The sequence below is a fragment of the Chryseobacterium sp. HR92 genome, from assembly GCF_045689405.1.
GTDB classification, from domain to species: Bacteria; Bacteroidota; Bacteroidia; order Flavobacteriales; family Weeksellaceae; genus Chryseobacterium; species Chryseobacterium viscerum_A.
In genome coordinates, this window is record NZ_CP139139.1 from 2,569,863 (window position 1) to 2,590,633 (window position 20,771).

The 20,771-nt window shown below is 36.2% G+C and carries 19 protein-coding genes; 10 read left to right on the top strand and 9 right to left on the bottom strand.

Annotated features, from left to right (window positions below; translation table 11 throughout):
* Window positions 1-108: 108 nt before the first annotated feature.
* The 4 genes from purC to SFA27_RS11630 all read right to left on the bottom strand — a co-directional run bounded on the left by purC (window position 109) and on the right by SFA27_RS11630 (window position 4,370).
* A complete protein-coding gene (gene purC / locus SFA27_RS11615) occupies window positions 109-831 on the bottom strand; it encodes a phosphoribosylaminoimidazolesuccinocarboxamide synthase (protein ID WP_027372243.1) in 723 nt (240 codons plus the stop codon).
* A gap of 36 nt (window positions 832-867) precedes the next feature.
* Window positions 868-1,563 carry a DUF3307 domain-containing protein gene (locus tag SFA27_RS11620; protein WP_264517983.1) on the bottom strand — a complete coding sequence of 232 codons (696 nt, stop codon included), beginning with the start codon at window positions 1,561-1,563 and terminating at the stop codon, window positions 868-870.
* 2 nt (window positions 1,564-1,565) lie between these two features.
* Complete coding sequence (locus SFA27_RS11625) at window positions 1,566-2,171, bottom strand: SatD family protein (protein ID WP_264517984.1); 606 nt, start codon at window positions 2,169-2,171, stop codon at window positions 1,566-1,568.
* A gap of 285 nt (window positions 2,172-2,456) precedes the next feature.
* Window positions 2,457-4,370 (bottom strand): endonuclease, encoded by a 1,914-nt coding sequence (locus SFA27_RS11630; protein ID WP_407298148.1) that lies wholly within the window; start codon window positions 4,368-4,370, stop codon window positions 2,457-2,459.
* Between the two features lie 190 nt (window positions 4,371-4,560).
* Here SFA27_RS11630 and SFA27_RS11635 point away from each other — a divergent pair, with 190 nt between their 5' ends.
* The 9 genes from SFA27_RS11635 to SFA27_RS11675 all read left to right on the top strand — a co-directional run bounded on the left by SFA27_RS11635 (window position 4,561) and on the right by SFA27_RS11675 (window position 13,353).
* The gene (locus SFA27_RS11635; protein WP_047374936.1) at window positions 4,561-5,700 is read left to right on the top strand and encodes an acyl-CoA dehydrogenase family protein; all 1,140 of its coding nucleotides are present in this window, start codon (window positions 4,561-4,563) and stop codon (window positions 5,698-5,700) included.
* A gap of 20 nt (window positions 5,701-5,720) precedes the next feature.
* A complete protein-coding gene (locus tag SFA27_RS11640; protein ID WP_077417525.1) occupies window positions 5,721-6,218 on the top strand; it encodes a DinB family protein in 498 nt (165 codons plus the stop codon).
* Between the two features lie 371 nt (window positions 6,219-6,589).
* Complete coding sequence (locus SFA27_RS11645; RefSeq protein ID WP_407298149.1) at window positions 6,590-9,520, top strand: reprolysin-like metallopeptidase; 2,931 nt, start codon at window positions 6,590-6,592, stop codon at window positions 9,518-9,520.
* 474 nt (window positions 9,521-9,994) lie between these two features.
* The gene (locus tag SFA27_RS11650; protein ID WP_407298150.1) at window positions 9,995-10,708 is read left to right on the top strand and encodes a hypothetical protein; all 714 of its coding nucleotides are present in this window, start codon (window positions 9,995-9,997) and stop codon (window positions 10,706-10,708) included.
* A 10-nt stretch (window positions 10,709-10,718) separates the two neighbouring features.
* Complete coding sequence (locus SFA27_RS11655) at window positions 10,719-11,138, top strand: hypothetical protein (RefSeq protein WP_047374944.1); 420 nt, start codon at window positions 10,719-10,721, stop codon at window positions 11,136-11,138.
* A gap of 317 nt (window positions 11,139-11,455) precedes the next feature.
* Window positions 11,456-11,923, top strand: coding sequence for a nucleoside triphosphate pyrophosphohydrolase family protein (locus tag SFA27_RS11660; protein WP_047374946.1), 468 nt, complete (start codon window positions 11,456-11,458; stop codon window positions 11,921-11,923).
* A 1-nt stretch (window position 11,924) separates the two neighbouring features.
* Complete coding sequence (locus SFA27_RS11665) at window positions 11,925-12,488, top strand: thioredoxin family protein (RefSeq protein ID WP_047374949.1); 564 nt, start codon at window positions 11,925-11,927, stop codon at window positions 12,486-12,488.
* A 3-nt stretch (window positions 12,489-12,491) separates the two neighbouring features.
* A complete protein-coding gene (locus tag SFA27_RS11670; RefSeq protein ID WP_047374951.1) occupies window positions 12,492-13,097 on the top strand; it encodes a DUF4230 domain-containing protein in 606 nt (201 codons plus the stop codon).
* A 70-nt stretch (window positions 13,098-13,167) separates the two neighbouring features.
* Entirely contained in the window at window positions 13,168-13,353 is a 186-nt protein-coding gene (locus SFA27_RS11675; protein WP_047374953.1) for a hypothetical protein, read from the top strand.
* An 89-nt stretch (window positions 13,354-13,442) separates the two neighbouring features.
* Here the strand turns inward: SFA27_RS11675 and leuB are convergent, their stop codons facing one another.
* The 4 genes from leuB to SFA27_RS11695 are packed head-to-tail and all read right to left on the bottom strand — an operon-like array spanning window position 13,443 to window position 17,754.
* Entirely contained in the window at window positions 13,443-14,567 is a 1,125-nt protein-coding gene (leuB, locus tag SFA27_RS11680; RefSeq protein ID WP_407298151.1) for a 3-isopropylmalate dehydrogenase, read from the bottom strand.
* Entirely contained in the window at window positions 14,548-15,156 is a 609-nt protein-coding gene (leuD, locus tag SFA27_RS11685; protein WP_407298152.1) for a 3-isopropylmalate dehydratase small subunit, read from the bottom strand. The genes leuB and leuD overlap by 20 nt, the downstream gene beginning before the upstream one ends.
* Before the next feature lie 15 nt (window positions 15,157-15,171).
* Window positions 15,172-16,560 (bottom strand): 3-isopropylmalate dehydratase large subunit, encoded by a 1,389-nt coding sequence (gene leuC, locus SFA27_RS11690; protein WP_407298153.1) that lies wholly within the window; start codon window positions 16,558-16,560, stop codon window positions 15,172-15,174.
* A gap of 30 nt (window positions 16,561-16,590) precedes the next feature.
* Window positions 16,591-17,754, bottom strand: coding sequence for a 2-isopropylmalate synthase (locus SFA27_RS11695; protein ID WP_407292119.1), 1,164 nt, complete (start codon window positions 17,752-17,754; stop codon window positions 16,591-16,593).
* Between the two features lie 148 nt (window positions 17,755-17,902).
* Here SFA27_RS11695 and SFA27_RS11700 point away from each other — a divergent pair, with 148 nt between their 5' ends.
* Window positions 17,903-19,447 carry a hypothetical protein gene (locus tag SFA27_RS11700; RefSeq protein ID WP_264517992.1) on the top strand — a complete coding sequence of 515 codons (1,545 nt, stop codon included), beginning with the start codon at window positions 17,903-17,905 and terminating at the stop codon, window positions 19,445-19,447.
* 187 nt (window positions 19,448-19,634) lie between these two features.
* On the opposite strand, the gene SFA27_RS11705 is transcribed toward SFA27_RS11700, so the two are convergent.
* Window positions 19,635-20,609 (bottom strand): dipeptidase, encoded by a 975-nt coding sequence (locus SFA27_RS11705; RefSeq protein WP_264517993.1) that lies wholly within the window; start codon window positions 20,607-20,609, stop codon window positions 19,635-19,637.
* Window positions 20,610-20,771: the final 162 nt, after the last annotated feature.

Here is a 20,771-nt window from a genome sequence, read left to right on the forward strand (position 1 = left end):
AGAAGTCAGATTTCAGATCAAAAGCTAACTTCAAATTTTAATTTTGCTTTAAATAACAAAGTATTTTCAGCACCAACATCTGATATCTGAAATCTGGTATCTGAAATCTTATTTCTGTAAAAGATTTTTAAGACGATTGTAGATTTCAACATAAGCCTCAGTAACTTCTCCTAAGTCTCTTCTGAATCTGTCTTTATCTAATTTCTTCATGGTATCTTTATCCCAAAGTCTGCAGGTATCAGGAGAGATTTCGTCTGCTAAGATGATTTCACCATCTGAAGTTTTACCTAATTCTATTTTGAAATCTACAAGGATGATGTTGATCTTGTCAAACAGATCGATAAGGATTTCGTTGATGTCTGAAGTAAGCTCATACATTTCGTCAAGCTCTTCGTAAGTAGCAGCTCCTAAGAAAACAGCATGGTGATCATTGATAAGTGGATCTCCCAATTCGTCTTTTTTGTAGCAGATATCGAAGATGGTTACCGGAGATTTGATTCCTTCTTCCACTCCTAATCTTTGTGCCATACTTCCTGCAGAGTAGTTTCTTACCACCATCTCCAAAGGAATGATAGATACTTTTCTTACCAACTGCTCTCTTTCGTCCAATTGTTTGATGAAATGAGTTTTGATTCCTTTTTCATTTAAGTATTCAAAAATAAGGGTTGTGATGGCGTTGTTCATTTCCCCTTTAAGATCAACCTGACCTTTCTTTTGAGCGTTAAATGCTGTAGCATCGTCTTTGAAACGTACTACTACTTCATCAGGATTATCGGTTGCAAATACCTGTTTTGCTTTCCCCTCGTACAACATTTCTTTCTTTTGACTCATAATTTTACTTTCTAAATTGTAGTTAGATTTATTGATTTATTTTATAATTATTCCTGTTAAGACAGCCAGCCCAAAACTCAGCAGTGTACCAATTAATACATATTCTGTAAGTTTTCTCTGTTTAGCCTGTGCAAGGTCGCTGAATCTGAAAACAGATTTGGCAGCCACCATGAAACCTACGCCTTCCCAATGATTCACCATGATAAAAGTGAAGACCAGCAGACGTTCTAAAATTCCGATATATTTTCCGGCACTTGATAAAGATTCGGTTTGAATAGTGTTGGGGCCATCCGGAGCAGGTGTCCATGATGACAATAAGATTTTGATAAAAATAGATGCGGGTGTTGTCAGAAACAATGCGGCCATGATTATCTTCAAAAACTCCTGATTCTGCAAAAAGCTGAAGCTGAATTCCTGAAAATAAAAAGAAACTCCCGCAATCACCAGAACATGCAGCAGCTGATCAATGAAAAACCATCTTTTCTTAGTCTTTGCATTTTGAAATGTAAGCTTGGCGGCATCAATAATGAAGTGAGTGATCCCCACCAAAACAGCTACCCACCAAAGTTTCAGATCCCAAAGGAAAATAAAACTTAATACAGTGTGAATCAGAATGTGAAAGTATAAAAACTTACTTTTTAGTTTATAGTTTTCCTTATCTGCAACCCATGAATTTGGCTGAAGTATAAAATCTCCGAGTAGATGTGCCAATATGAGTCTGATAAAGATCATGCCTATAGTTCTGAGATTTTCTTTCTGAAATACTGGTTGGTTTCCACGATGAGCTCATAGTTGGCTCGTTTCAGTCTCTGGCTTACAGAAGACTGTGAAATAGCAAATCTTTTAGCAAGATCTTCCTGAGTGATATCCTGATTCATGATCATTTCATGAATAATCTCTGCCGTAGCCATAGTCCAGTTGTCAAAATCTTTGGATGACCATTTCAACAGGATATTAAGATCCCTGTCCACCGGGTCACTGGATGTTTTGATGGCAACGGTATGTCCGTCATTTTTAAGGTCATTAAGCAGTCTTCCAGAATGTACATAAGCTGTACCATTGGATTCTGTGATTTTCTCAGAAGAGAAACTTTCTTCACCAATACCTATGGCCATCCTTACATCTAAATTTTCCTGACTTTTAATAAGAGATTTTATGGCTAGAAACCGCCAGAAAACGTCATCAATATTACATTTGAACTGGAACTCATCTCCTCTGTAGATTTCCCATGTGCCGGGAGCGCTTCCCCATCTTTCGAGAAGATTTTTAAGTCTGGTAATCCAAACTTCAGTGTCCGCATGCTGTGAATTTATAATATCACCGGTAATAACCGCTATCATACTGCAAATATAAGCATAATTACTTATAAATAAAAAATATAAGCAGAAACACTTATAGATATTGATTATTAGTGAATCTGCTTATATCGATTATATAGTAACCATAAGGTTTTTAAGCCTTTAACAAAAAATGTAAAATTATGAAAATGTAAAAAACTGATAAAAATTTCTTATTACGTTTACTTTATAACTCTACATTTTTCACTTGAGTAAAGCGAAAAAATAAACCTAACAGGTTTTTAAAACCTGTTAGGTTTGGCTGACAGTATTTAAATCTGATTTTATTTACTTTTTAATAAACTGATGCGCTTTCTCATCAAGCTTTAAGAAATACAATCCTGTAGGAATCCCCTGCACCGAAATACTTTTCTTATTTCTGAACGGATCTTTTTCTGTGTAGATCACCTTTCCTGAAAGATCTATGATCTGGGCTGTTTTTACCTTTTCCGTTTCTCCGTTTACATAAAGATTGTCATAAACCGGGTTTGGATATATTGTAAATTCATTATTGGCAGTAATCAGCTCTGCAGTAGATAGTGTGCCACCCAAATTCTGACAGTAATTAGCCGGATAAGAATCCCATTCACTGATATTGAATGTATCTGCAGGTTTATTGATGGTGTTTTTTCTATATAAAGAGATATTCCCGTTATTATTGGTAGTATATTTTATGCCGATCGCATCTATAGTAACCGTTTTATTGTAAGCAAGTTCCACGTAATTTTGTCCTGCAAACAGCATAGGATCAGAAGCCGTTACAAATCTTGCCTGATCATTGGTATAGCATGACAAAGTAGCTTTTGGATTCAAAATAACAAAAGTTTCATTATTACCAACTTTACCTTCCAATTCATAGGTATCTCCACTGTAAATAGCTCCTGAAGAATTGTTTTTAAACTGAATATTAATTCTGTAATTATTTAAATTTACCTCATGTCCCGTTTTATTGACAATTTCAAGAGCATTATTTTTAACGAAATCTGTATTGGTTCCTGATATGTATTTTGTAATCATAAGATCCGGAGCAAACGAATCTGAAGCAATTGTTGAAGCTGTAACCGTATTACTGAACGGAGATTCCAGATAGGCTTTATCAAAAGCTCTCACAGTAAAAGTATAAGTTGTTGACGGATTCAGGTGGTCTATGCTTATAGAAGTTCCCTTTGTAACAGCTACAGGTGTTGCGGAACCATTCATATAAACTCTGTATCCTAAAACATCGGTATCAGGAGAAGCCGCCCAGTTCAGATTAATAAAATAAGCGTTCTGCTGTGTTGAAACCAATGATCCGGGAGCTGCCGGCGCAACATTATCAGGAGTTTCAGACCAGATCAGATCAATCCATTCAGGATGATCAATAAATGGATTTCTGTTTTTTTGTATCGTATAAATAGTATTATTTCTGTCAATTTCTCTTTGCGACACAGGATCTGAAGCACTCCATTGTTTCAGCATGGCAACATATGGAAGATCAACGGCTCTTTCTTCAGTTCCGTCAAGCGGGCACTGATCTGTAGCCGGTGTTATATTGGCTGATGTAGTATAAGCTGTATTAAATGACCCAAGTTTCCCCTCATATCTCACTGCAAAATACAATAACGTCCTTGCAATATCGCCTTTAAATTCATTAATAGGTTCGTAAACTCTTCCGGTATAGGGATAATTTGGAATTGCAGCATTGGATATCCTCGAAGTATTGGTAAAAATATAATGATTTGTATTGTTTCCTATTCCATAAGGATAATTATTCCTTCGCTGGTTGATATAGGCATCAACAGGAATAATGAAGTTCAGATCCGAATACATAGGATAATCACTTATAGAAGAGCTTGTACTGAATGTACTTTGCGGCATCATATGCTCTCTGTTATAGCCCAAACCTTCTCCTCCTGCACCCGCGATCAACTGATCTGCCTTATATTCATAAGCATCCGGCCCTAAAGGCTTTTCCGAATAGATATCCAGCAGATATTGAGTATTGGAAGCATCATGATCATAATATTTATCAAGATCGGTCTGATTATAGAGCACCTTCAGATCATCATAATGCCAGTTAATCATTTTATCCGAAATAATATCGTGAAGTTTCGACTTCAGAGCATATCCCGTCAATCCAACTGTTCCATCATAATATCCGGCAGGTGCCTGCGCAAAAATAAAAGAAGAAGCTAAAATGATAGGAAGTAAAAATTTTTTCATGCCTTAAAAATTGGGAACCAAAATAGTGAAATAAAAAACGTAAAAGAGTGAATATTTTATTAAGAAAACATTAATTCTGAAGATATAAAAAATTGAAAATTAAACGCATTACTGCTTAAATATTATGAATGAAATAATTTATTTTAGCATTCCATCAATTTGGTTATCTTTGGGCACTAACTATTATTATATGAATACAGAGACTATTGACAGCATCAAAATGATAGCGGAGACGGCTAGAGAATTTGCAGAAAAGAACATCAGACCGAACATTATGGAGTGGGATGAAAGCCAGACTTTTCCAAAAGACTTATTCCACCAGTTAGGTGAGATGGGTTTTATGGGAATTGTTGTTCCTGAGCAATATGGAGGTTCTGGTTTAGGTTATCATGAGTATGTTACTATTCTGGATGAAATTTCTCAGGTTGACCCATCTATCGGTCTTTCTGTAGCAGCACACAACTCACTTTGTACCAATCATATCTATGAATTTGGAAATGAAGAACAAAGACACAAATGGCTTCCTCAGTTAGCTTCCGGAAAAGTAATCGGAGCTTGGGGACTTACAGAACACAATACAGGTTCAGATTCAGGAGGTATGTCTACTACCGCTGTAAAAGATGGTGACGAATGGGTTATCAACGGAGCTAAAAACTTTATCACTCACGCTATTTCAGGAGACATTGCTGTAGTAATGACAAGAACTGGAGAAATAGGTGCTAAGAATAACTCTACAGCTTTTGTTTTAGAAAAAGGAATGCCTGGATTCACTTCCGGGAAAAAAGAAAATAAATTAGGAATGCGTGCTTCCGAAACAGCAGAATTAATTTTTGACAATGTTCGCGTACCGGATTCCCACCGTTTAGGAGAAGTAGGTGAAGGTTTCAAGCAGGCTATGAAAGTATTGGATGGAGGTAGAATTTCTATCGCTGCACTAAGCTTAGGTACTGCGAGAGGAGCTTACAAAGCTGCTTTGAAATATGCAAAAGAAAGACATCAGTTCGGAAAGCCTATTGCAGATTTCCAGGCTATCAATTTTATGTTAGCAGATATGGCTACAGAAATTGATGCGGCTGAGCTTCTTATCCAAAGAGCTTCTACCCTGAAAAACGCAAAACAGAAAATGACAAAAGAAGGAGCTATGGCTAAGCTGTATGCTTCTGAAGCTTGTGTAAGAATTTCTAATAATGCAGTTCAGATTTTCGGAGGATACGGTTATACAAAAGACTTCCCTGCCGAAAAGTTCTATAGAGACTCTAAACTTTGTACCATAGGTGAAGGTACTTCTGAAATCCAAAGACTGGTAATTGGAAGAGATATTACAAAATAAATCTTTAAATCCCGATACAAATGATTAAACAGGCACTTTTAGGTGAATTTCTGCACGAAGCTGAAAACACCAGAAAAATTTTACAGGCAATCCCTGACAGCGCACTAGACTGGAAACCGTCTGAAAAAAACTGGACAACCGGTCAGCTGGCCTCTCACATTGCTGAAGTATACAATTGGTACGAATCCACTTTCAATCAGGATACTTTTGATATGGGTGCGTACAAGTATGACAAAGGAGATATTTCCAAAGCGGAAAATATCCTGGCAAAATTTGAAGAAAATGTTGCCAATGCCCAGAAAGTTCTTGAAAACTCGGATGAAAACACTTATTTTAATGAGTGGAAAATGGAAATGAACGGAAATGTACTTTTCCCGCCATCTCCAAGAATCCAGGTAGTAAGAGGTTTTCTTTATAATCATTTGTACCATCACAGAGGTGAGCTGGTTGTTTATTTAAGATCAACCGGGAACAAAGTCCCTGGGCTTTACGGTCCTACTGCTGATGATAAATTCTAATTAAGGATTATATAAATTATAGTAAGCTGTTTCATTTTGAAACAGCTTTTTTTGTAAACAGAATGTAGGGTGTGTGGCAACATTTGTTAAAATTCAATTTACTAATATTATCCATACATAATTCAATAATTAATAAATTTTATTGTCTCATTTTAATAAATTAATAAAAAAATACACTTATTTTATTTTTTTTAAAATTAAAATTCATTTTGTCACTTTCACTTTTCTTTTATTAATAAGCTTTTTCAATTATATTTAATGTGCTGCATAATATTTTAAAGCAACATTCTAAATTTCCCTTAAAAAATTTTGTTTTTCATAATATATTTTTCATTAGCTTTGATATTCCACAATCAAATTTAGTATTTAATATGAAAAAACAATTAACGCTGATTGGAATGCTCCTTATCTCGGGTATTTCTTTCGCACAGACTGACCGTCTTTGGTCTGAAGGTTCCAGAAAAACTTCATCAGAGGTTTTTGAAAACAAAACCGGCATCAGCAATCCTAAGGTTTACAGCCTGGATATCAACGGATTGAAAAATGTTTTGGCAAGAGCTCCCAAAAGACTGGCTGTAGGCGAAAAATCAGAACTCATCATCTCTTTTCCAAATTCTGAAGGCAGAATGGAAAATTTTAAAGTGAGGGAGAATTCCAATTTTGCCCCTGAACTGGCAGCAAAATATCCGGATATCAAATCCTACGTAGGACAAGGTCTGGATGATCCTAATTCAACAGTCTATTTCAGCGTTTCTCCGCTTGGACTGTCATCAATGGAAATTTACGGTGATAAATCTGCCGTCTTCATTGAACCCTACACCAAAGATCTTTCCACTTATGTAGTGTACAGAAAATCTGACAAAAAAGATGATCTTAACAAGTTTGAATGTACAGTAGTAGATGCTGCACAGAAAGGAGTTTCCAACTCTGCTCTTGCGGCAAGACCTAACGCTGATGATGCCAAACTAAGAACATTCAGACTGGCTTTATCCTGTACCGGAGAATACACTACTTATTTCGGAGGTACAAAAGCCCAGGCTTTAGCTGCAATGAACACCACAATGACCCGTGTAAACGGTGTTTTTGAAAAAGATTTCGCAGCAAGAATGGTTCTGATCGCCAATAACGATGCTGTAATCTACACCAATGCTTCTACTGACCCTTATTCCGCAGCTTCAGGAATGAGCAGCTGGAATTCCCAGTTACAAAGCACTTTAACGTCTGTAATTGGTGAGGCCAACTATGATATCGGACACTTATTCGGTGCTTCAGGAGGTGGTGGAAATGCGGGTTGTATCGGCTGTATCTGTACAAACGGTTCAAAAGGAAGCGGATACACTTCTCCGGCAGATGCTATTCCATCAGGAGACAACTTCGATATCGACTACGTGGCTCACGAAATGGGACACCAATTTGGTGGAAACCACACCTTCTCTATGAACAACGAAGGAACAGGTGCCAATATGGAACCGGGTTCAGGATCAACAATTATGGGATATGCAGGAATTACCAGTCAGGATATCCAACCCCATTCTGATGCATTCTTCCACGCAATAAGCATTCAGCAGATCACAAATAATATCAAAGCTAAAACCTGCTCTGTCAATACCAATACAGGAAATTCAATTCCTACAGCGAGTGCAGGCTTAGATTATACCATTCCAAAAGGAACTCCATTTGTCCTGACAGGTACAGGAACGGATGCTGACGGAGATTCTTTAACCTATATCTGGGAACAAATGGACAATGCTTCTTCTTCTCAGACAGGAGCAAGTTCAGCTGCCAGCGCAACAAAAGCTTCAGGGCCGAACTTCAGATCATGGGTTCCAACAACCTCTCCTGCAAGATATTTCCCAAGAATGGCTTCTATATTAACAGGCGCAACTACTACAGCCGGATCTGAGATCACAGTAGAAGCACTTTCTTCAGTTGCCAGAACACTAAACTTCAGATTTACCGTTCGTGATAACAAAGCAGGAGGTTCAGGAAATAATTCTGACGATGCTGTAATCACTGTTAACGGAACTGCAGGACCATTTAATATAACTTCTCAGAATTCAGCCACAACGTATGCCGGAGGAAGCTCTCAAACGGTTACATGGAACGTGGCAGGAACTACAGCTAATGGTGTAAATGCAGCCAATGTAGATATCCTTTGGTCAACAGACAGTGGAAATACATGGACTACCTTATTGGCAGGAACTCCGAATGACGGTTCACAGGCAGTAACTATTCCTAATTCTACAACCACTACAGGAAGAATTATGGTAAAAGGATCCAATCACATTTTCTTTGATGTAAACAATGCCAACATCTCTGTAAATGCAGGTTCCGGAACTCCAGACACTGTTGCTCCTACAACTCCTACCCTTGCTGCTTCAGGAACTACTGCTACTACAACTAACCTTTCATGGTCAGGTGCTACTGATAATGTAGGTGTTACCGGATATGATGTATATCAGGGTGCTTCATTAATAGGCTCTACAGCCTCTACTACCTATACTGTAACAGGACTTACTCCATCAACAACGTATTCTTTCTCTGTTAAAGCAAAAGATGCGGCAGGAAATACTTCTGTTTCCAGCAATACAGTAAGTGTTACCACTCTTGCAGGAGGAACCGTTTCATATTGTTCTTCTTCAGCATCTAATACAGCTGATGAAAGAATCGGAAATGTAACATTTGGATCTATTAACAATACTTCTACAGGAACAGCTGGTTATGAAAACTTCACTTCAGTTTCTACCAATGTAACAAGAGGAAGTGCTTATACCATCTCTATTACTCCGGTTTGGACATCTACAAAATACAGCGAAGCATATGCTGTTTATATTGATTACAACGGTGATGGAGACTTTACAGATAGTGGAGAACTGGCATGGACAAAAGCTGGTTCTACAACAACTCCTGTTACCGGATCTATCACAATTCCATCTACAGCAACTGTTGGATCTACAAGAATGAGAGTAATGATGAAATATAGCTCAATCCCTACTTCATCATGTGAAGCTTTCACTTATGGCCAGGTTGAGGATTACACTCTTAATATCGTTTCTTCAGGAAAAGGAGATCTTCAGAATACAAAAGATCTGATTACAGATATTAAGCTTTATCCAAACCCTGTTAGAGATATTCTTTATGTTTCCAATACAACTTCAGAAGAATATAAAATCTTCGATATGGGTGGAAAACTAATTGACTCAGGAAAACTTCAAAGAGGCTCTGTGAATGTAAGCAATCTAATTAAAGGTGCTTATATGATTCAAATTGGAGAATCTTCCAAGAGATTTATTAAAAACTAATCTCTTTAAAATTAAACGATGTGAAAAAACTGCCCTTTACGGGGCAGTTTTATTTTTTTTTAAAATGTAAAATATCACATCAAATACATTTATTATTGTAATTAATTTCATAAAAACATTTTATTTAAAATAAAATAACTGGTATTTGAGTTTTTTGATTTAAATTTATCGCACAATAATATTCTTTTATTGTACCGTTTACCCAGTTTGTATTTAAGGGAGCTCCGGAGCCGTTTTTGAACGTCTGATGCAGTTGCTTCTTTCGACCCTATTTTGGCAGAATTGATCTTTTAACAATTTGATGCCAGAAAACTTTTATTAAATTAAATTCTGATCATTATTTTTTATTGACCAGAAAAACATTAATACTATTCATATCAGTATATCCATTTAAGATTTTTGTAAAGAATGATGTTTCAAAAAGGTAGCCCCTTCTAATACCTCTTATTTTTAAAATAATTTAAAATTTTTTATATGAAACATTTATTTAAGTACATCTTTTTTTTAACTATTGCTTCGTTCTCGGTTGCCTGTAGCTCAGACAATGATGATGTAATAAACATCAATCCCGATGTCACCACGGTATTCTACAAAAACGCTGATGAACTGGCAGTAACTTATGATACGAACAACAGCGTAAGTCAATCCATCAGAAATCAGGCATACGATCTTTACAAAAGAGGAAAATGGAGCGAGTTGGAATCGCTTTTTAAGGCCAATAATTTAAATGGCGGATGGCCGCCTGCCAACGGAGGCTACAATATCGTTGATGATGTTGCTTTACAGGTTGGGCAAAAATTTGACAGATACAGCGGAGCTGTAGGCAGTTACAACGGAACGGGTGTTCCTACTTTGGGAGGAAGTTTTACAAGTCCTATCATCAACGGATACACATATACATTTACCCAAAGAGCATTAAACCAACCTGAAGATAAGTACGATTTCTATTATGAGATTGATGTTTTGAACAATTCCATGCAGTTTAAAACCCAGACAGCAGATATCATTCCTTGGTTCAGCCAGGCGGGTAAAGGAAAGCAAACAATGTGGAAAATTCCGATTGATATCAACACAGGCTATCAGAAAACATGGAATAAACTGGCAGAAGAAGGCTACATAAAAGTTACCATCAAGAAAAGTCCAAGCGGAAAATATCCTAACTTAGTAGGCACAGTTATTCAGCCATAAACCTATTCAGATGTATTCAATATCAAAAAAAATAAACATTACTAAAAAAGCTTCTGTTACAAAAAGCACATTCCTGAACGATGAGGCTCTTCCAGCAGCCATAACCACTTTTACCTGCTGTAATTGCGGTCATGAAAATACTGTTGAAATAATACCCTACGAATCAGGATTTCCAATTTTCCAGGTGTACAATGAAGACAAAGTTGTATCCAAAGATGAGTTATTAAAACACGGAATCGTCAACGGAACTTCTCAAAGAATGCTTCATTTCGGAGAACTGACCGTTAATGATCTTCCTACTTTATACTTTGGGACAGATTGTTCTTCCTGCCATTCAAAATATATCTGCGTATTCAGCTATGGTGAAAAACAGCCGGGATTGATGATATTGAGCATCTCAGGCATCTGGAAATATGAAGAATTAAAATAATTGAATAGAATTAAAACACTTCAAAACAAAACCACAATTTTTAAATTGTGGTTTTGTGATTTTTATAAAATTTTGGCCACAAATTTTCACAGATTATTATTCATACTTTAATTTTCAAAACACAATTGAATATATCATTCTATTTTAAACACAAACACCTGTGAAAATCTGAGTCATCTGTGGTTCTACAAATATCAAATAAATAAGTACAGATATCTGACATCATAATTCTCCCCGCCTCTTTATTCATACATTTCCTTCTGGACATTTCACATTTTACAAATCCTTTTCTATCTTTGTGGGAAATAAAAAAATTCATGGATAAAATTGATAGTCTGAACCAAGTAGCAGAATTCCATACTACTTTCAAAGCCCCTATTTTAGATACACCACAAATTCCTTCTCCGGAAAGATGCAATCTCAGAGTAGAACTTTTACAGGAAGAATTGAACGAACTGAAGCAGGCCATTGCAGATAATAATATTGTAGAAATTGCAGATGCATTATGTGATCTTCAATATGTTTTGAGTGGTGCTGTACTGGAATTCGGACTTGGCAGCAAATTTGTAGAGCTATTCAACGAAGTTCAGCGTTCCAATATGTCGAAGGCGTGTGATAATGAAGAGCAGGCAAAGGAAACAGTTGAATTCTACAAAGAGAAGGAAGTAGAATCTTTTTATGAAAAGTCCGGAGAAAAATTTAACGTTTACAGACAGGCAGATCATAAAGTATTAAAAAACAAATACTACTCTCCTGCTGATTTAAAATCAATTATCGAGAAATAATATGAAAAAATTTATTACCAATATTGTTGCCTTTTCAAGCTTATTTTTAGCTGCACAACAGCTTAGCGCTCAAAAAGTAGTAGTAAACCGTGAGGTTGAAACTCAGAAAGACGGCAAAATGCTTTTGGGAAACCAACTGAAAGAGCAGTTTTTAAAAGCTCCTTATGCAGATTGGTATGTAAAGGAACATGATGAATATGCCCTTGACCAAAAAGCAGTCAGTGAATTAAAAAAAGGGAAAATCGGTACCTATGACATGATTGTTTTCATGGGAACATGGTGTGAAGACAGCCACAGAGATTTTCCAAGACTGATGAAAATATTGGAGGCCGTAAACTATCCGGAAAATAAATTAAATATTATTGCTGTAAACCGTAAGAAAGAATCTCCTACCGGAGATGAAAGTCTTTATAATCTTCAGAAAGTCCCTACCATTATCCTGAAAAGATATGGAAAAGAGATTGGAAGAATTGTAGAAATGCCTACTACAGGCTACATTGAAAGAGATCTGGTTGAAATCCTTAAAAAGAACGACTCCTCTGTTATTAAAGAAATTTTTAAATAGATTTTGAGAAATTATAGAACAATCTTATCCTTTGCAGCCGGTGCCGGTGCTATGGTGCTTCTGTTTTTTGGTCTGAAGTCTTGTCTGAATTTGGGAACTAAAACTGAACAGTCGGATTATTATATCCTGACCAATCAGATTTCCAAAATGAATAAGATGGTGGTGATGGAACAGAACACGTCCAGTATGCAGAAAACCAAAATGGGTTATGAAGTATTCGGGAAAGAAGTTTCCAGCAACAGCATTATTACGTATACAAAGACCAATGCACAGGTTTCTTATGATCTTAATAAAATGAAGATCGAAGTAGATTCCATCAACAAAAAACTGATTATAACAGAACTTCCTGATGCTGAGATCAGAATTACACCGAGTGTTGAGATTCAATCTTTAGATGATTCTTTCATTAACAGAATTTCGGAAAAAGATATTAAGAATGTCACAGCAAAAGCTAAAGAAACGGCAGAAAAATCAATTGATCAGAACCAGTTGAGAAATGAGGGCCGCAAACAGCTGATGGAAAACCTGAATAATGTTTTCGTTCTGGCAAAGGCTTTAAATTACACGATTGAGGATAAAACCGGGAAAATTGGTATTCTGGGACTTTAGAATAAAATTCCTGTTTGGCAAACCCTTTGAATGATACTATCCATATTCTTGAAATTTAAAATTTAAAGTCATGGATAAAAAAGAAAAAACCAACAAGAAAGAATCTGCTAATACTGCAGAAACCAAACAGCAAAATCAGGATTTTCAGAATATTCCTGCAGCATCGAAAAAAACCAATCCACCTGATATTGATAAAGAAGATATTCAGAAATCGTCAAAAAACAAATCAGGAAAAACGGATAATACAAAGAAATAAAAAGCTATAAGGCTTCTTTATAATTGAAAAGTTCCGTCTCATACGAGGCGGAACTTTTCTTTCTAACTATCTAACTGAACTTTTTGTTTCTATACAATGGTTGATTTTCCGATCCTGATATTTTCAAAATTGTAATATGACTTCTCGGAATATCTGATATGGTCGGCAATAAAGCTTCCCACTTCACTTGTTGAGTAATACTGTTTGGTATTAAGATCAATCGTAACATATTTGTTTTCAATAGCATGTTCTACAGACTGTCTTAATTTATCTGCTGCAGCCTGCAGATTAAGGTGGTCAAGCATCATGGCCACACTTAAAATAGAAGCAACAGGATTGGCAATTCCTTTCCCTTTTGCCTGTGGATAAGACCCATGAATAGGCTCAAATAATGCATTCTTCTCTCCTACTGAAGCAGATGGTAATAATCCGATAGATCCTCCAATCACACTGGCTTCATCAGAAATAATATCACCAAACATATTTTCAGTTAAGATAACATCAAAATGCTTAGGATTAAGAATCAGCTGCATAGCCGCATTGTCTACAAACATATAATCAAGCTGTACATCAGGATATTCCGGTGCAATTTCTTGGCACGTCTTTCTCCACAATCTTGAAGTATCCAGTACATTCGCTTTATCAATAAGAGTAAGCTTTTTCTTTCTTTTCTGAGCTTCCTGAAATGCCATATGCGCAATTGGAATAATATCTTCACGACTGTATTTGCAGACATCATAAGCATACGCACCATCGGGATCTGTGAATTTTTCACCGAAATAGATTCCGCTTACCAGTTCTCTGAAAATCTGGATATCAGCTCCTTCAATAATTTCTCTTTTGAGCGGACTTTTATCAATTAAAGAAGGATAAGTTTTCAAAGGACGAATATTTGCAAACAACCCAAGTTCTTTGCGAAGTTTCAGCAGCCCTTGTTCCGGTCTTACTTTTGCTTCAGGATTATTATCAAAAACCGGATCACCAATAGCTCCGAAAAGTACGGCATCAGATTCTTTACAGATTTTCAAAGTCTCTTCAGGCAAAGGATTCCCTGTTTTGAAAATAGCTTCTGCCCCAATCAATCCATAGTCAAAATGGAATTTACATTGAAAAGCTTCGGCAATAACATCTAATATTTTAATACTTTCAGCTATGATTTCCGGGCCAATCCCATCTCCGGGAAGAACTGCGATTTTAAAATAATTGTTGCTCATTTGTTTTTTGTGTCTTTAGTTCAAAATTTGTGATTTTCTGCTTCCTGCTGATTAAAAAATCAATATCGTCATAACCGTTCAACAGGCATATTTTTTTATAGGAATCAATCTCAAAAGTCTCCGTGGTATCTTTAAAGCTTACGGATTGTAATTCTACATCAATTGCGATCTCATTGTCAGGGTTCTCATTGATTCCTTCTAAAATTTCTTTTAAAAATTCTTCAGAAACTTTTACAGGAAGAAGTCCGTTATTCAGAGCATTTCCTTTGAAAATATCAGCAAAATAACTGGAAATGATTACTTTAAATCCATAATCTGTTAAAGACCAGGCTGCATGTTCACGGCTACTTCCACAACCGAAATTATTTCCTGCCACCAAAATCTGGCCACTGAATTTAGGATTGTTTAAAACAAAATCAGGATTAGGTTCTCCTGTCTGGATATTGAATCTCCAATCTCTGAACAGGTTTTCTCCGAACCCTTTTCTGTCTATACTTTTCAGGAATCTTGCCGGAATAATCTGGTCTGTATCTATATTTTCTGCCGGCAATGGAACTGCACGGGATTTTAAAACAACTAATTTTTGCATGTACTCTTAATCTGTTTAGTTTAAACTTTCAAAAGCTGATATTTTACCTTCTATTGCTGCTTTTGCTGCGGTAAGCGGGCTGGCAAGAATCGTCCTTGAACCCTGTCCCTGTCTGCCTTCAAAGTTTCTGTTGGAAGTGGAAACACAATACGCTCCTTCCGGAATTTTATCATCATTCATGGCCAGGCACGCTGAACATCCTGGCTGACGGATCTGGAATCCTGCATCACTGAATATTTTATCCAATCCTTCCTCATAAATCTGTTTAACAACCTGTTGAGATCCGGGAACAATCAGAGCTTGTACGGCTTCCGATTTATTTTTCCCTTTAATATACTGAGCTGCAGAACGGAAATCCTCTATTCTTGCATTGGTACAGCTTCCTATGAAAACATAATTAACATTGATACTGTTAACGGTCTGCCCTGCTTCCAATCCCATATACTGTAACGCTTTCTCTTCCGATTCATTCTGCGGAGCCGGAATAACTTCACGGATTGAAATCCCCATTCCAGGGTTGGTACCGTAAGTAATCATTGGGTAGATATCTGAAGCATCAAAGCTGAGTTCTTCATCAAAAGCTGCTCCTTCATCTGTTTTCAGAGTTTTCCAATAGGCTACTTTTTCATTCCAATCTTCTCCTTCCGGAGCAAATTTTCTTCCCTGTACGTATTCAAAAGTGGTTTCATCCGGAGCAATCATACCACCTCTGGCACCCATTTCAATACTCATGTTGCAGACTGTCATCCTTCCTTCCATTGACATTTCTTCAAATACATTTCCTGCATATTCACAGAAGTATCCTGTTCCTCCGTCGGTTCCTATTTTTGAAATAATATAAAGAATCACATCTTTAGGCTGAACATTTTCATTCAATTCACCATTGACTGTAATTCTCATTGATTTTGGCTTGTTAAGCAATAAGCATTGGCTGGCAAATACCTGAGCCACCTGACTGGTTCCAATTCCAAAGGCAATAGATCCAAATGCTCCATGCGTAGATGTATGGCTGTCACCACACACAATACTCATTCCCGGCTGGGTAATTCCTAATTCAGGAGCGATGATATGAACGATTCCCTGATATTGGTGTCCTAATCCGAAAAGCTCAATATTGTTTTTCTTACAGTTTTCTGTAAGCTGTTCTACCTGATTTCTTGAAAGAGCATCTTTAATGGGCTGTTCCTGATGTAAAGTAGGTACATTGTGATCCGCAGTGGCTACAATCTGCTCGGGTCTGAATATTTCCAGATTTCTGGATTCCAGTTCTGCAAAAGCCTGAGGACTGGTTACCTCATGAATAAGATGTTTGTCTATATAAATAATCTGAGGTCCGTCAGGAATGGTTTCTACCACATGAGCGTCCCATACTTTATCAAAAAGTGTCTTTTTACTGTTGTTCATTTTTACTTTTATCTTGATTTTAAATCAAACCTATCCTATTTTTCTGCTGAAAGAATCCATCATCATGCTCAGATCATCGTTGCCTATTTCTTTTTTAAGGTCAGCGATTTTCAAAAATTCCTGATATAAATAATCAAGCTCGTTTTTGGTAACCTCATATCCAATATGTTTAAATCGATAAGCCAATGCTGAGCGGCCGCTTCTTGCAGTAAGAATAATTGAAGAGGCATTCACACCTACTTCCGCGGGATCGATAATTTCGTAAGTTTCTCTGTTTTTAATCACCCCATCCTGATGAATTCCTGAACTGTGAGCAAAGGCATTAGCTCCTACAATAGCTTTGTTGGGCTGTACAGACATTCCCATCAGGTCGGAAACCATTGTGCTCATTTCATTCAGCATTCTGGAATTCACATTGGTATGCAGATTCAGATCTTTGTGCTGTTTCAGGATCATGACGACTTCTTCTAAAGCCGTATTACCAGCTCTTTCTCCCAATCCATTGATGGTGCATTCAATCTGACGGGCTCCATTAATCGCTCCGGCAATAGAATTGGCAGTAGCCAGTCCAAGATCATTGTGGCAATGACATGAAAGCACTGCTTTTTCAATTCCTTTTACGTTTTCCCTCAGATACTTTATTTTCTGTCCATATTCTTCCGGCAGGCAATATCCTGTTGTATCAGGAATATTCAGAACAGTAGCCCCTGCTTTGATAACTGCCTCACAAACCTGCGCCAGGTATTCATTGTCTGTTCTCCCTGCATCTTCAGCATAAAATTCTACGTCTTCCACATAAGTTTTGGCATACCTTACGGCCTCCACAGCTCTTTCAATAATATCTTCTCTTGTTGAGTTGAATTTATATTTAATGTGAGAATCGGAAGTTCCGATTCCGGTGTGTATTCTTGGTCTCTTTGCATACTTCAGTGCTTCCGCTGCGGTATCAATATCTTTTTTATTCGCTCTTGTGAGTCCGCATACTTTAGCTTTTCTCACAAGTTTTGAAATTTCTGAAACAGATTCAAAATCTCCCGGACTGGAAATTGGGAATCCCGCTTCAATGATATCAATCCCTAGCTCATCAAGTCTTTCAGCTATAATCAGTTTTTGTTCCGTATTCAGTTTACATCCCGGAACCTGCTCCCCATCTCTTAGTGTTGTATCAAAAATTTCAATTTTTTCGGAATCCATAAGTGAAGTTTTTTACTTAATTTTGGTTCAAAACTACGGGTTGCAATATTTTTCCATTTTCACTTTTTTTGAAAATTACAATATTCAACAGTTGAAAAAACAATCGTATTCATTTATTAATCAGTGTTTTAATTTATAAAAATTTACAATGGCAGAATTGCAGAAAGATTTTTTGTTTGTATTGGTAAAGTCATTGACCACCTCTGAAAAACGACAGTTTAAATTATATGTCAACCGTCTCGGAATTAATGTAGATGCCAAATTTCTGCTGCTCTTTTCCGAAATGGATAAGATGAAAGAATATGATGAAAGTATAATTATTGAGAAAAAAATCTCTACCAAACAGCAGCTTTCCAACCTTAAAGCCCATCTTTACAAACAGATCCTCGTAAGTCTTCGTATGAACCCGAGCCATCAGAATTATAGAATTCAGCTTCGTGAACAGTTGGATTTTGCCAATATTCTGTATCAGAAAGGACTTTACAAGCAGGCTCTGAAGATATTGGACAAAACCAAGCAGTCTGCATTGGAACTGGATGAAAAAAGTATTGCATCTGAAATCATAGATCTTGAAAAAGTAATTGAATCACAATTCATTACCCGAAGTATTGAAGGCCGCGCTGAAGAGCTTATTAAGCAATCTCAAGAGATCAGCAAACAGAACCGTTATACCACCAAACTATCTAACCTTTCTCTGAAATTATACAGTGAAATGCTTACCCACGGCTATGTAAAAAATGATGCAGACCGCCAGGAAGTAATGGATGTTTTTAATGCCCAGATTAAAAATATAAACCCTGAGAAGCTAAACTTCACGGAAAAACTTTGGTATTATAAAGCTCATGTCTGGAAGAACCAGCTTTTGCAGGATTATAAATACACTTTGAAATATGCTTATCAATGGGTTGATCTTTTTCATAAAAAGCCTGAAATGATTTACAGCCACCCGGTTTGGTATATCAAAGGGAATACTTATCTATTGAAGATCCTGTTTTTATATGGCAATATTGATATTCTGGAGGAGCATTTCGCGAATTTTAATAAAATGGTACATGCTGAGAATTTTATCCAGAATGAAAATCTTCAGTCTCTTATTTTCCTTACCCATTACAATACGCTGATGAATATCCACTTTGTAAAAGGCGAATTTTTCACAGGAACCAAGCTTATTCCTGAAGTGGAATTAAAAATGGAAAAACTCAGAGAAAGAATTGATGAACATCATTTTATGATTCTCTATCTGAAAATGGCTGCCATGTTCTTTGGCAGTAAAATGTTTGACAAATCGATTGAATATTCTATGAGAGTCATAGAATCTAGAGGAAACGTACAGGAAGATCTGCTTTTCCATACCAGAATTCTGATCTTAATGGCAAAATATGAATCAGGTAATGATGAAGATTATGATGAATTTATTGCTTCTACTTTAAAGTTTGCTAAAAAAATGAAAAAGCCGGAAGAATTCCACTTTGAGAGTATTCAGTTTTTTAAGAATCTTAATAATCAGGTTTTGGATCAAAGGCAGAAAGCGTTTGAAAGTTTTGATAAAAAACTGGAAGCGTTTTCTAAAAATGAATATTACAGACGGTCATTATTTTATATTGATATCCATGGATGGATCAAATCTAAAGTCCAGAACGTGGACGTGATTGAGATCATCAAGCAGAAAGTCAAGTATAAAAGAAAACATTAAATAAAATTACGTAAAATTCATTATTACAATAAATTACACTATTTTATTTAATGTAAAATTAAACATTGAAAATCGTTGGTTGAAAAAAATAATCTCTCGCAGATTGAGCAAATTAAGCAGATCTTTTTAAGTGCATCTTTGAAATCAGCTGAATCTGCGAGAGAATAAAATGATCTTAAATTCTGCTTTATTTATACATACTCTCTATAAAATGTAATGCATTTTTATGACTGATTTTTTCTACCAGTTCGGATGAAAAGCGTTTTTCAATTTCTTTATTGATTGCATTAAAAGCAGATGCGTCATCATATCCTTCAAAGAAAATTGGATAACGGGATTTATCGGGATGGTTTTTCCAAAAATAAAAATCTGCACCATAAGCAATAGCATCTTCACCTCCTAAATCAAGACCGTATTGAATATGTTCATATAATACCTCTGCATTTCTCTCATCAATACAATTACGGATAAAATTGAGGCCTATTAATCCTTTTCTTTTAATAACTTCTTTTGCCAGTTCATCTGGAAGGTTCCTCTTTTTGTCATGTACCTGTCTATAGTTAGAATGACTTGCCAAAATAGGAATCCTGTAGTTTCTTTGATCTATATAATTCAGAATTCCATAGGCAAGCTGATCACTGGTATGTGCCAGATCAATAGCAATATTTTTTTCTGAAATATAATCAAGCAGAACTTTTCCATCATCTTTAAGTCCTACCTCAGAATAGTTTCCTCCTCCAAAGCGGTTCTCAGTATGATGGGTTATTCCCAGGTAAAGAATTCGCTGTGTTTTTTCAATGATAGCTTCCAGATTTTTAAAACCGGATTCCAGGGTATCATTTTCGCCACAAAAGCCGGATGCATTTTCAATAGAAGCAATAACTCCTACTTTATCTGTGTTCTCAGAGTTTTTATAATTTTCACCATCAAATAGGAAAAAATTTTCATTCTGTAGGAAATCTGAGAATATTTCGCTCTGTCTTGCTCCATAAACAGTACTATTATCCCCTGTTGCAGAGTATATAGCCATAACCTGAAGTTTTACATTTCCCTCTTTTAAATAAGGAAGTGAACAGCCAAGCTCTTTGTCATCAATTAATGAGCCCGGTTCTAATAAATAGCACAATAAATCGCAATGCAGATCAACATTTATCGTATTCATATTGAAGTGTAATTTGTTTGTTTTTAAAGAGTTTTAAAAGGAAAACGAGTCTTAATAACAAGGAAATACATACCCGGAAATTCTGAAGTATTTTTCTGTAGTAAACTGAATCTGGAATTCAATGAGACAAAAACACCCCTGTTTTTTTTTTTAATATTAATT

Coding starts and splice junctions, on each gene's coding strand:
- purC (WP_027372243.1), bottom strand. CDS start 831: ATGAGTCAAAAGAAAGAAATGTTGTACGAGGGGAAAGCAAAACAGGTA.
- SFA27_RS11665 (WP_047374949.1), top strand. CDS start 11,925: ATGAAAAAATTTATTACCAATATTGTTGCCTTTTCAAGCTTATTTTTA.
- SFA27_RS11660 (WP_047374946.1), top strand. CDS start 11,456: ATGGATAAAATTGATAGTCTGAACCAAGTAGCAGAATTCCATACTACT.
- SFA27_RS11640 (WP_077417525.1), top strand. CDS start 5,721: ATGATTAAACAGGCACTTTTAGGTGAATTTCTGCACGAAGCTGAAAAC.
- SFA27_RS11650 (WP_407298150.1), top strand. CDS start 9,995: ATGAAACATTTATTTAAGTACATCTTTTTTTTAACTATTGCTTCGTTC.
- SFA27_RS11630 (WP_407298148.1), bottom strand. CDS start 4,370: ATGAAAAAATTTTTACTTCCTATCATTTTAGCTTCTTCTTTTATTTTT.
- SFA27_RS11625 (WP_264517984.1), bottom strand. CDS start 2,171: ATGATAGCGGTTATTACCGGTGATATTATAAATTCACAGCATGCGGAC.
- SFA27_RS11695 (WP_407292119.1), bottom strand. CDS start 17,754: ATGGATTCCGAAAAAATTGAAATTTTTGATACAACACTAAGAGATGGG.
- SFA27_RS11675 (WP_047374953.1), top strand. CDS start 13,168: ATGGATAAAAAAGAAAAAACCAACAAGAAAGAATCTGCTAATACTGCA.
- SFA27_RS11700 (WP_264517992.1), top strand. CDS start 17,903: ATGGCAGAATTGCAGAAAGATTTTTTGTTTGTATTGGTAAAGTCATTG.
- leuC (WP_407298153.1), bottom strand. CDS start 16,560: ATGAACAACAGTAAAAAGACACTTTTTGATAAAGTATGGGACGCTCAT.
- SFA27_RS11655 (WP_047374944.1), top strand. CDS start 10,719: ATGTATTCAATATCAAAAAAAATAAACATTACTAAAAAAGCTTCTGTT.
- SFA27_RS11645 (WP_407298149.1), top strand. CDS start 6,590: ATGAAAAAACAATTAACGCTGATTGGAATGCTCCTTATCTCGGGTATT.
- leuB (WP_407298151.1), bottom strand. CDS start 14,567: ATGAGCAACAATTATTTTAAAATCGCAGTTCTTCCCGGAGATGGGATT.
- SFA27_RS11635 (WP_047374936.1), top strand. CDS start 4,561: ATGAATACAGAGACTATTGACAGCATCAAAATGATAGCGGAGACGGCT.
- leuD (WP_407298152.1), bottom strand. CDS start 15,156: ATGCAAAAATTAGTTGTTTTAAAATCCCGTGCAGTTCCATTGCCGGCA.
- SFA27_RS11620 (WP_264517983.1), bottom strand. CDS start 1,563: ATGATCTTTATCAGACTCATATTGGCACATCTACTCGGAGATTTTATA.
- SFA27_RS11705 (WP_264517993.1), bottom strand. CDS start 20,609: ATGAATACGATAAATGTTGATCTGCATTGCGATTTATTGTGCTATTTA.